The organism is Phytobacter sp. V69 (assembly GCF_965644215.1).
In the GTDB taxonomy this organism is placed as follows: domain Bacteria; phylum Pseudomonadota; class Gammaproteobacteria; order Enterobacterales; family Enterobacteriaceae; genus Phytobacter.
On sequence record NZ_CBFFRL010000175.1, the window covers coordinates 1 to 10,075 of the forward strand.

A 10,075-nucleotide genomic window follows, 5' to 3' on the forward strand; every position below is an offset into this window, starting at 1 on the left:
ACGGCCTCATTTCTCGCTGCCGTCCAGATCAGATGCATCGCTCTCTGGGCTAAAATCTTGTGACGACACTATCTAAAGAAGTGCGCCAGCAGTTCCTGGACTCGCGTTTTCGTATTCTGGAAGACGTGAAGAACGGTGACCACGCGGCGGCCGTCAACGAAATGATGATCAAAATGGTGCCGATTCAGAAAGCCTACAAAGAGAAAGTGCAGGCGCTGATTGCTATCTAGGATGCACAGATGCGTCGTGGTGGTGAACAGGTTCAGAGCGATTTCAACACCAACCGCTTGCTGCTGGCAATCCTGGCGATTGTCAGCATCGGTGTGGGCACGCTGTTGGGTTGGGTGATTGTTCGGGCCATCACGCGTCCATTGCGTGAAGCGGTGACCTTTGCCGAGGCGATTGCCAGCGGCGATCTCACTCGCACCATTCACTCCGATCATCGTGATGAAACGGGTATCCTGCTGCGTGCGTTGATGGAGATGAAAACCCGTCTGGTGGACATCGTTCAGGAAGTGCAGTTCGGTTCTGCCAGTATCTCCAGCGCGGCGGCGCAGATCGTGGCCGGGAACCAGGATCTGGCAGCCCGTACGGAAGAGCAGGCCAGTTCCGTCGAACAGACCGCCTCGTCCATGGAGCAGATTACGGCCACCGTGAAGAACACCGCCGATCACACCACCGAAGCCACTAATCTGTCGGCGGATGCGGCCAGCAGGGTTAAAAACAACGGTGAGATGATGAAACAGGTCACCGAGAAGATGCGGGTGATTAACGAAACGTCCAACCGCATGTCTGACATCATCAACCTGATTGACGCTATTGCCTTCCAGACCAATATCCTGGCGCCGAACGCGGCGGTTGAAGCGGCGCGTGCGGGTGAGCATGGTCGTGGCTTTGCGGTGGTTGCCGGTGAAGTGCGCCAACTGGCGCAGAAAAGTGCCTCATCGGCCAATGAGATCCGCCAGCTTATTGAAGATTCAACCAGTCAGACCCGTGAGGGGATGGCGCTGGTGGAAAAAGCCAGCAATCTGATCAATGGCATGGTGAGTAACGTTCAGGAGATGGATGTGATCCTGCGTGAGATCGGCCAGGCAAGCCGCGAGCAGACCGACGGTATTTCGCAAATCAACAGCGCCATTGGGCTGATTGACTCCACCACTCAACAGAACTCAAGCCTGGTGGAAGAGTCCGTTGCGGCAGCGGCGGCGCTTAATGAGCAGGCGACGCATCTGCGTGAGCTGGTAAAAGTCTTCCGCCTGCGTGAAGACGAGGTAATGGCCTAATCCAGTTGAGAAATATCCAGCGCCGCGCGGTCGATAATGCCGACAATCTGTTTCAGCTGTGCGGCGCTGATCTCTGACTGGTTTACTTTCAAATCCAGTACCGCTTTGAAGTTTTCCAGTGCGCGCTTCATCTGCGGATCTTTTCGCAGTTGGTAGCCCACGCCGCGCGCCTTGATGCGTGCCTGAATGTGCTCCAGATGTTCGTTATTTTCTGCAAGCCACGCCTGACCTTCCGGGGTGATGGCGATTTTTTTACGCCCGCCGTCTTCTTCGTTAATCACAACCAGTTGCTGATCTTGCAGCAGATCCAGCGTGGGATAAATCACACCCGGACTTGGCGTGTAATTCCCTTGCGTCAGGGTTTCAATCTCTTTAATCAGCTCATAACCATGGCTGGCGTTACGGGTCAGGATATCCAGGATAACCAGACGTAATTCGCCGTGACCAAAAAAGCGCTGACGACGTCCGCCGCCGCCCCGGCCGTGGTGGGCTTCGCCGTGATGGCCGCGATGATGTTCCCCGCGACGTCCGGTAGGGCGATCACCTTCGTGTTCCTGCTGGCGTTCTTCATCGAACGCATCGTGATGATGTCGCATGTTCTGCTCCTTAGTTGATTTGATATATCTAATTTATATCTAAATACAAAAATCAGACAAGGTTGTTTTTGATATTTTTTTTAATTATTTGATATTAATGATTTTTTATTTTTATTTTTGCAAGTTGTGCGCTTATGCTTGTATGTATCTAAAAAAGTGCTTGTCTTCCCGGCAAACAGCAATCATTATCATTTAAAATTAAATTAGATATATCGTATTCAACTTCACGAAGGCCGATTATGACAACCAAACAACAACGTTATCCGCAGCGTGTCCGCAATGAGCTACGTTTTCGCGAGTTAACCGTATTACGCGTCGAGCGCATTGGCGCCGGGTTCCAGCGCATTGTGCTGGGTGGTGAAGCGCTGGAAGGGTTTACTTCGCGCGGGTTTGACGACCACACCAAAGTGTTTTTCCCACAGCCGGGTAGCGAATTTACGCCCCCGCAGGTGACCGACGAGGGCATTGTTTGGGCCGATGGCCCGCGCCCGATAACGCGTGATTACACGCCGTTGTATGACGAGAGTCGCCATGAGCTGGCGATTGATTTCTTCATCCATGATGGCGGCGTGGCGAGCAGCTGGGCGATGCAGGCGAATGAGGGCGACAAGCTGACGATCGGCGGCCCGCGCGGTTCGCTGGTGGTACCGGAAGATTACGCCTGGCAGCTGTATGTGTGCGATGAGTCCGGGATGCCGGCGCTGCGCCGTCGCCTGGAAGGGTTAAGCCTTTTGTCGGTACGCCCGCAAGTGAAAGCGGTGGTCACCGTAGGGGATGCCGCTTACAAAGATTATTTCGCCCATTTGGGTGAGTACGACATCGAGTGGGTGATTGGCCATGACGCGCAGGCAGTGAAGGATAAGCTGGCGTCAGTCGCGGTGCCGTCGGAAGATTATTTTATCTGGCTGACGGGTGAAGGCGAGATAGTGAAATCGCTGTTGGATCATTTTGAGACGGACGCGATTGACCAGCAGCTGGTGCGCGGCCAGGCGTACTGGCATAAGAAGTAATTCGCAACTGTTTCCAAAGGGGTGAGGGGGCCGTTATGCACCTGTGCGATTCCCCGGTGGCGCTGCGCTTACCGGGGCTACAGTTGTGTATCGGATGGCGTGGCGCGTAGCCCGGATAAGGCGTTCACGCCGCATCCGGGAGGGTGTGGGATTACGCCACTTCGTCGTATTCGGCGTCGCTCACCTGCTGCTCCAGCGACTGGCGAATCTCGGCGAGCGCTTTCTCTTGCTGGCGGAAATACCCTTCCTGATCGGTCAATGACGACACCAGTTGCCACGACTCCTCTTTCTCCAGCGCGTTCAGCTCATCAATGAGGCTGGCGATATGCTGCTTCACTTCCTGAATACGCTGGCGCAAACGTGCAAGATCGTTGAGACGATCGCTTGCCATCAATGGCTCCAGACCTTTCTGCAGACGGGTCAGGAGAATACGAATCGCCCCCAAATCGCCACGCTGCCTGGCCTGGTTTAGCTGAACCATCATGGCGTGCGCCTCATCTTTAAAGGCGTCATCCACCAGATCCGGGTGGCACAGTTTACTGGCCTGGCGCCACAGACGTTTCAGCTCAACGCGCTCATCCGGCGACATTTTCTGCTCGAAGCCAAAACGCTGCTCGGCATCGTGCTGCTGTTCCTGGTAGTCTTCATACTCCTGACGTGCTTCATCCCGCGCCTGACGCGCCGGTTCATCCTCACGCGTTAACCCTTTTTCCAACTCCTGCGCTTCGGCCAGCAAAGAGGCGATCAGCGCGTTCTGCTGCTGCAAATGCTTGCGTGCTTCCGCAGCCTGAGAGGACTGCGGCGGAAAACTTTGCCAGCGGCGGGTCAGGGTGACCAGCACATCCACCGCCTGCGCCAGATATTGCTGGCAGCGAAGATAATCCGCCTCACGGCGATGCGCTTCGGCTTCCTGACGACGCACGGCGGCCTCGGCGAGGATCTTACGCAGGCGCAGGATCTGCGACATCAGCGGCCCGAGACGGGTGAGGTAGAGATCGTTGAAATCATCCAGCAGCTGAATACGCGTATTGCGCTTATCGATTAACTCGCGCAGGTGCTCTTCCAGCGCTTTAAGCTCCAGCTTGCTGGCGGCAACCTGCGGATCCTGCCATTGCATCACCGAGCGCTGGCTTTGCAGCCAGGCGTTGATGGTGCGCAAGGCATCGGAAAAGTTCTTCTCTTCAAGCGCCCAAACAATGAAAGCCAGCTCACTGTCCGTGATTTCATTTTTCAGAAACGGAAGCTGGCTCTGAATGATGCCTTCATCTTCCAGTTCAATGGCGTATTTAATGATCTCAAGCCGTTTGATGGGTTTGTTCATGGCGTTTCGCTAAGGCGCTTAAAGATTAAGTTAAAGGTAGTTGTTAATGATCAAACACGAAATAAGCTCATTGTCGTAACCGCAGCCGCTGCGTTCAACACTGAAAGATTAGCATCAGTTCAGCCGCGCAGATATGGTTGAAATCATAATACAGGCGACAGGTTGCAGTGCGTTAGTATTCCTGAAATAAATGCTTCCTCGGTACGTTTTTTCCCCACTTCCCGATTGTTTCATATTCACCTCATGAAGTGATTTAGCTCTCATATTTCCATGAAACCGGTTGCATGGATGATTGTCCAGGTTAGCATGAAACCGGTTTCATTCGTTGCACGACTCAGTTACCGATAATAAAAGGTAGAAAAAAAATGGCTGTTATTCGGGATTACAATAAGTTAGCAAGCGATATCCTCCGGGAGGTCGGCGGGGAAGAGAACATCAATAGCTTCACCCGCTGCGCCACGCGTTTACGCCTGGTTCTCAATGAAACACCCGCTGATGCGAAACGTCAGGTGCAAAGTCTACCTGGCGTTATCGCGGTGGTAGAAAGCGGCGGGCAGTTTCAGGTCGTGATCGGAACCCATGTGGCAGACGTCTTCAACGCCATGTCTGGCCTGGTGAAAGAGACGGGGTCCACAAGCAGCGCGCCGAAAAAAACGCGCAAGCTGGATGCGGTGATTGCCACTATGTCGGCGGTGTTCGCGCCAATTGTCTACATTCTGGCGGCGGCCGGTATCCTGCAAGGGCTGCTGATTGTCCTCGGTCTGATTGATGCCGGTATCAAAACCACGGGCACCTTCGCCGTGCTTAACTTTATGTCCTGGACGCCATTTGCCTTCCTGCCGGTCTTTATCGCCATTACGGCGGCGCGCCATTTCAAATGTAACCCGTTTATTGCTGTGCTCTGCTGCTGCGCGCTGATTAGCCCGGACTGGGCGGCGCTGGCAGGGCGCATTGCCGGCGGGGAGAGCATTAATTTCCTCTTCTTCCCGCTGTCGAAAACGGTATATACCTCATCCGTTTTACCACCGCTGTTCCTGGTGTGGGCGCTCTCCTGGTTCGAGCGTCGTGTCGAGAAGTGGATGCCGGAAGTGGTCAGCCCGCTCTTTACCCCACTGATTTGTTTTGTGGTGATTGTGCCGCTGACGCTGATCGTGATTGGCCCGATTACCACCTGGGCAGCGATGGGCGTGGCAAATGGCTATAACGCGCTGTTCCATGCGGCCCCTGCGGTTGCGGCGGCAGTGATTGGTGGCGTGTGGCAGATTATCGTTATCTTCGGCGTGCACTGGGGTATTACCCCGGTGATCATGGCGAACTTCGACACTCAGGGCTATGACTCCTTCCAGGCCTACCAGACCATTGCGGTTATCGGCCAGATGGCAGCGGTATTTGGCGTGTTCCTGAAAACCCGCAACACCCAGTTGAAAGCGACCTCCATGTCTGCCGGGATTACGGCGATTTTCGGTATCACTGAACCGGCGATTTACGGTGTCACCCTGCGTTTTAAAAAGCCGTTTATTTGTGGCTGTATCGGCGGCGCGATTGGTGCCGTGGTGGCGAGCCTGTTCGGCAGCCTGTACTACGCCTATGCCGCCTTGCCGGGCCTGTTCACCCTGGTGAATGCCATTAGCCCCGAGGCACCGATGTCGTTTATCGGTGAACTGGTCGGCGCGGGCACGGCGATTGTCCTGACCATCATGATGGTGCAGTTCGTGGGCTTCGAAGACCCGGCGAACGAAGAAGAAAGCAAACCCGCAGCGTCGGTTAAAGCGCAGGCGACGCCGAATGTCGCGGCGGTAAGCACCATTGAGATGCTCAGCCCACTGAAAGGGGAAGTGGTTGCGCTGGAGAGCGTGGCAGATGATGCGTTTGCCGGGAAAGCACTTGGCGACGGTATCGCCATTAAGCCGGAAGAGGGAAAAGTGGTGGCGCCGTGCGACGCGACGGTAGCGACCTTGATCGCGTCACATCATGCCATTGGGTTATTGTGCGATAATGGTGCTGAATTATTGATCCATGTTGGGTTAAATACCGTCAACCTGCAGGGGCAACATTTCCGTCCGTTAGTCAAAGAGGGGGATGTGGTCAAAGCGGGAACGCCTCTTCTTGAATTCGACAAAGCCAGCATTGAACGTGAAGGTTATGACCTGACGACCCCGGTACTGGTGGTGAACAGCGAAGACTTCACGCTAACGAAGCATCAGCTTCAGGGCGCGATTGGGATGGGGTCGCCGCTGATGTCTCTGGCATAAGGAGACGCGGGCGCACGAACATGGTGTCAATGAAGCCACGCCCTGACCCGGCGGGCTTCGCAAGTAGCACACTTTTGCAGCATGTTTCTGAGCCGGTTCAGCCTGGCTCAGTGTGAGCCACCCATTGATCGAGGTTTTCTTATGGTAACGATACTGGATGTCGCCAGAATGGCGGGAGTGTCAAAGGCGACGGTATCGCGCGCGTTAAGCGGGAAGGTGTTTGTGCGGGAAGAGGTGAAGGCCAGAATTTTGCAGGCCGTTGCTGACACCGGTTATCGACCAAACCTGCTGGCGCGCAATCTTGCTAATAACAAAACGAATTCGATCGGGCTGGTTATCACCAACGGGCTGTATAACGGCCCGTTCTTCTCAAGCATGGTTTATCAGGCGGCGACCCGCAGTGAAGGTCACAGCCGTCAACTGGTGCTTGCGGACGGGAAACACAGCGCTCAGGACGAGCGCGATGCGATTGGGTTGCTCCTTGAGCTTCGCTGTGAAGCCATCATGATCTACCCCAAATATCTGTCGGTCAGTGAGCTGGATGACATCATTGACGGCAGTCCGACGCCGATAGTTGTCATTAATCGTGAACTTATCAGAAACCGAAACCGATGCGTGTTTACCGATCATCGACGCAGCAGCGAAGAGATGGTGGAGCATCTGCTGGCGCAGGGGCATACCCGGATTGCATTTGTCGCGGGTGTCTGCGGTTCGCCGACCGGTGAGCGCCGTTTACGCGGCTACCGTGATGCGTTGCGAAAAGCGGGCATCAGCCCCGACCCACAGCTGGTGGTGCGGGGAACCTGGAGCACGGAAAGCGGCTACGAGGCGGGACGCCAGCTACTGGCGCTCAATATCCCGTTCACCTGCGTGCTGGCCGCCAATGACGACATGGCCATTGGCCTGGCGAAAGCGTTTCAGGATGCGGGGAAAACGGTACCGGGGGAGATCTCGCTCGCCGGGTTCGATGATTCGGTGATTGGTAAGTACTACACGCCTTCTTTGACCACTATCCACGTCCCGATGGATGAAATGATCCGCGACGCGGTCGAGATTTTATTGCATCCCGACGAGGAAACTGTGTTTTCTCATCAGGGAACGCTGGTAAGCCGGGATTCAGTAGCCCGACGCGTTGACGCGGAGTGAATAATCACACGTCATAAGGCGAAGCGTAATGTTGTACGCAAGAGCGCATTTTGTTGTGGGCTGGGTGGCGACCATTGCCTGCTGTTTTATGTATATCTCATACATACCGCTGATTCTCGATAACCTGCACGGCCTGAAAACCAACCCGATGCAGCCGTTGGCCGCCGCCGTTAACTGCGTGCTGTGGGTGACTTATGGTTTACTGAGTGAACGGAAAAACTGGCCGATTGTGATAGCCAACTCGCCCGGTATCGTGCTCGGCCTGATTACCTTTAGCACCGGGTTATAACGGCCAGCCACAAACAACAAAGCCGCCATGCGTGACCCGCTGGCGGCTTTTGTTTTGTGCTTACTGACCTGATTTTATACGCATCCCGCGAGACAGGGTTGCGATGCGCTGTGTGCGACCGTACAGCACAAACAAAATAAACCCGCACCCGTTAAACACAAAGCGACAGGCCAGCATGATGATAAGCGACACCAGCACGATGACCGTATGATGTGTCTGCCCATTCAGGACGGTTATCACCAGCAGCAGTGCACTCAGTATGGTAAGGACGCCGTGCACCAGTCCATACCACGCCAGCCCGGATGTCTTACCACGTGCGATAAGGTAGGTGGCGGTCAGATTGCTGAAAATAAACAGGATTGCGGGCACGAAGAAGATAAGCGCCCTGACGGGTGGCGTCTGTTTTGGCAACATCGCCATTAGCGTCAGTAAGTTACAGGCGAAAGCGACCAGGAAAAACAGCAGCACAAACGCCAGCGGAAACCCGTTCTGCCGGGGCAGTTCGGCGGGCGGTTTATCAAACCAGCGCTCCAGCTCGGGCGTTGAATGCTGCAACAGGCTGTTATCGCCACGGGCAATGACCTGTTCCATCTCCCGTCCATGGGCCAGAAGGTCGCAAAAAAACCTGCCGGAAATTAACGTCGCAAGACCCATTACAGTACCGCCAGCGACTGGATAGTGCCCACGATGTAGCGACCTGCTTTGGGAATATTGCCCGGCGAGGCAACGACGCCACTCACCGCGCTACCCGCCAGCGCCGCTGCACTGGTTACCAGGTTGCTCAGTTGCCGGGTCAGCTCGACCTGCACAGGTTCAACCGGGAAGCGTTTGGGATAAATACCCGCCCGGATAAGGGCTTTGATTTCCTTATTGCTGATGCCGGGGTTTTGCAGCTTGATGATGAGCTCCGTCAGGCGTTTGCGATCCTGACGGGGGTACTCTTTCAGCCACTGAGAGGCTTTTAACGACGAGACGGATTTCATCGCGCGCCATGTTACGACAGCCTCTTTCAGTGCGCCGCCTGCGCTTGCCAGCGAGATAAGATCGAGCGCAGTTGAGGTGGCGTTATACCAGCCTTGTGAATCGAGCCATGCCACATCTTCGCCGCCGTTTTCCACCAGATCATACAGACGGTAGAGGCCGTTGATGCATTGCAAACCCGTGGCGGCAGCACCGGCATAGCCGAGAGCGACCAGCGCGCCGCTGGCTCCGGCAGTGAGCGGCACGGCGGCACCCGCGGTGGCCATTACGCCAGCGGTAATGATCATTGCGCCGCAGGAGAGCACGGTCGAGGCGATTTCCGGGCCGAGAGAAGTCGCGGAAACGGCATCGGTTAAGGATTTACCCACGCTGGTTTTCGAACCCTGAGTGGGAGGCTTTGTCACAATGACATGGGTCACGATGCCGCTTTGCCCGTTTGGATGGCGTTTACTGGGACGCACCAGATAACGTTCCGGGCCATCGGCGTAGATAATCCCCGCCTGGGCAAAATCACGCGTACAGTCCATCGCGCTACCAAGCGCATCGAAATTGAAATCTGTCGCACCTTTGCCAGTAAAGCGAGCAAAATCGTAGCCGAGCATATTTGCTTCGGGATTGAGTCCGGGCAGCGTCATTTTTCATTCCTTGTAATGATGAGTAGAGCAGTATTAATCCAGGATTATTCCTGGACCCCAAAGGGCAATAAACCGATGTTTTTTCCTGTGTGAGGATGTATTTCGCCACACAATATCCAGACCAGACGGTAATAATGACGAACAAGATTGTCCCGTCTGGTTAGCGCGAAAACACACTATTTCTTTATAACTGTTTGATAGTTTTTTATTTTTCTTGCCATTTTCTTGTCTTTTTTACTGTCAAAAGACAAACGATACCGCAAGGTTTTCTTATTTTAGACAGCGAACGGGCAAACTTCACCCTGCTAAAAAATAGGCTTCTATCTTTTCATTACGATGATGCGAGGTATTTTCAACGTGAATAATCACAGAATGAAATTAAGACGTCGCAATATATTCAGCCAACGAAAAGGCTTTTTTAGCAGCATTTAACATGGCGGGGGAGATCGATGCCCGATACACGTTTGTCCTGGGTCGTATTGGGTGCTAGGCTGTGTCCCTTAATCACCTGAGTTATAGTAACTGTCTTTTTCAACAACATATTGAACTATGGCTCGCTACG

General features: G+C 54.4%; 8 protein-coding genes and 1 pseudogene. 5 read left to right on the top strand and 4 right to left on the bottom strand.

Translation table 11 applies throughout. The annotated features are described in order from the left end of the window. Window positions 1-74: 74 nt before the first annotated feature. Window positions 75-1,283 (top strand): annotated as a pseudogene (locus ACSZPU_RS19795) (methyl-accepting chemotaxis protein); the annotation flags it as partial. Here the strand turns inward: ACSZPU_RS19795 and ACSZPU_RS19800 are convergent. Next, a complete protein-coding gene (locus ACSZPU_RS19800) occupies window positions 1,280-1,879 on the bottom strand; it encodes a PadR family transcriptional regulator (protein ID WP_499002321.1) in 600 nt (199 codons plus the stop codon). The pseudogene ACSZPU_RS19795 and the gene ACSZPU_RS19800 overlap by 4 nt on opposite strands. Before the next feature lie 239 nt (window positions 1,880-2,118). Between ACSZPU_RS19800 and ACSZPU_RS19805 the strand changes: the two genes are divergently transcribed. Then, a complete protein-coding gene (locus ACSZPU_RS19805; protein ID WP_499002323.1) occupies window positions 2,119-2,889 on the top strand; it encodes a siderophore-interacting protein in 771 nt (256 codons plus the stop codon). A 151-nt stretch (window positions 2,890-3,040) separates the two neighbouring features. Here the strand turns inward: ACSZPU_RS19805 and ACSZPU_RS19810 are convergent, their stop codons facing one another. Next, a complete protein-coding gene (locus ACSZPU_RS19810) occupies window positions 3,041-4,210 on the bottom strand; it encodes a DNA repair protein (protein WP_499002326.1) in 1,170 nt (389 codons plus the stop codon). A 365-nt stretch (window positions 4,211-4,575) separates the two neighbouring features. On the opposite strand from ACSZPU_RS19810, the gene ACSZPU_RS19815 reads away from it, so the two are divergent. The 3 genes from ACSZPU_RS19815 to ACSZPU_RS19825 all read left to right on the top strand — a co-directional run bounded on the left by ACSZPU_RS19815 (window position 4,576) and on the right by ACSZPU_RS19825 (window position 7,897). Continuing rightward, the gene (locus ACSZPU_RS19815; RefSeq protein ID WP_499002328.1) at window positions 4,576-6,462 is read left to right on the top strand and encodes a beta-glucoside-specific PTS transporter subunit IIABC; all 1,887 of its coding nucleotides are present in this window, start codon (window positions 4,576-4,578) and stop codon (window positions 6,460-6,462) included. Between the two features lie 141 nt (window positions 6,463-6,603). Next, window positions 6,604-7,608 (top strand): LacI family DNA-binding transcriptional regulator, encoded by a 1,005-nt coding sequence (locus ACSZPU_RS19820; protein ID WP_499002330.1) that lies wholly within the window; start codon window positions 6,604-6,606, stop codon window positions 7,606-7,608. Window positions 7,609-7,636: 28 nt separating this feature from the next. Beyond that, the gene (locus tag ACSZPU_RS19825; RefSeq protein ID WP_499002332.1) at window positions 7,637-7,897 is read left to right on the top strand and encodes a SemiSWEET family transporter; all 261 of its coding nucleotides are present in this window, start codon (window positions 7,637-7,639) and stop codon (window positions 7,895-7,897) included. 60 nt (window positions 7,898-7,957) lie between these two features. Here ACSZPU_RS19825 and ACSZPU_RS19830 read toward each other — a convergent pair whose 3' ends face one another. Together ACSZPU_RS19830 and ssp4 are read right to left on the bottom strand one after the other, a co-directional pair. Continuing rightward, window positions 7,958-8,488: a hypothetical protein gene (locus ACSZPU_RS19830; protein ID WP_499002334.1), complete on the bottom strand. Its 531-nt coding sequence runs from the start codon at window positions 8,486-8,488 to the stop codon at window positions 7,958-7,960. A gap of 62 nt (window positions 8,489-8,550) precedes the next feature. Next, the gene (gene ssp4 / locus ACSZPU_RS19835) at window positions 8,551-9,513 is read right to left on the bottom strand and encodes an Ssp4 family T6SS effector (protein WP_499002337.1); all 963 of its coding nucleotides are present in this window, start codon (window positions 9,511-9,513) and stop codon (window positions 8,551-8,553) included. Window positions 9,514-10,075 lie beyond the last annotated feature (562 nt).

Coding starts and splice junctions, on each gene's coding strand:
- ACSZPU_RS19830 (WP_499002334.1), bottom strand. CDS start 8,488: ATGGAACAGGTCATTGCCCGTGGCGATAACAGCCTGTTGCAGCATTCA.
- ACSZPU_RS19810 (WP_499002326.1), bottom strand. CDS start 4,210: ATGAACAAACCCATCAAACGGCTTGAGATCATTAAATACGCCATTGAA.
- ACSZPU_RS19800 (WP_499002321.1), bottom strand. CDS start 1,879: ATGCGACATCATCACGATGCGTTCGATGAAGAACGCCAGCAGGAACAC.
- ACSZPU_RS19820 (WP_499002330.1), top strand. CDS start 6,604: ATGGTAACGATACTGGATGTCGCCAGAATGGCGGGAGTGTCAAAGGCG.
- ssp4 (WP_499002337.1), bottom strand. CDS start 9,513: ATGACGCTGCCCGGACTCAATCCCGAAGCAAATATGCTCGGCTACGAT.
- ACSZPU_RS19815 (WP_499002328.1), top strand. CDS start 4,576: ATGGCTGTTATTCGGGATTACAATAAGTTAGCAAGCGATATCCTCCGG.
- ACSZPU_RS19825 (WP_499002332.1), top strand. CDS start 7,637: ATGTTGTACGCAAGAGCGCATTTTGTTGTGGGCTGGGTGGCGACCATT.
- ACSZPU_RS19805 (WP_499002323.1), top strand. CDS start 2,119: ATGACAACCAAACAACAACGTTATCCGCAGCGTGTCCGCAATGAGCTA.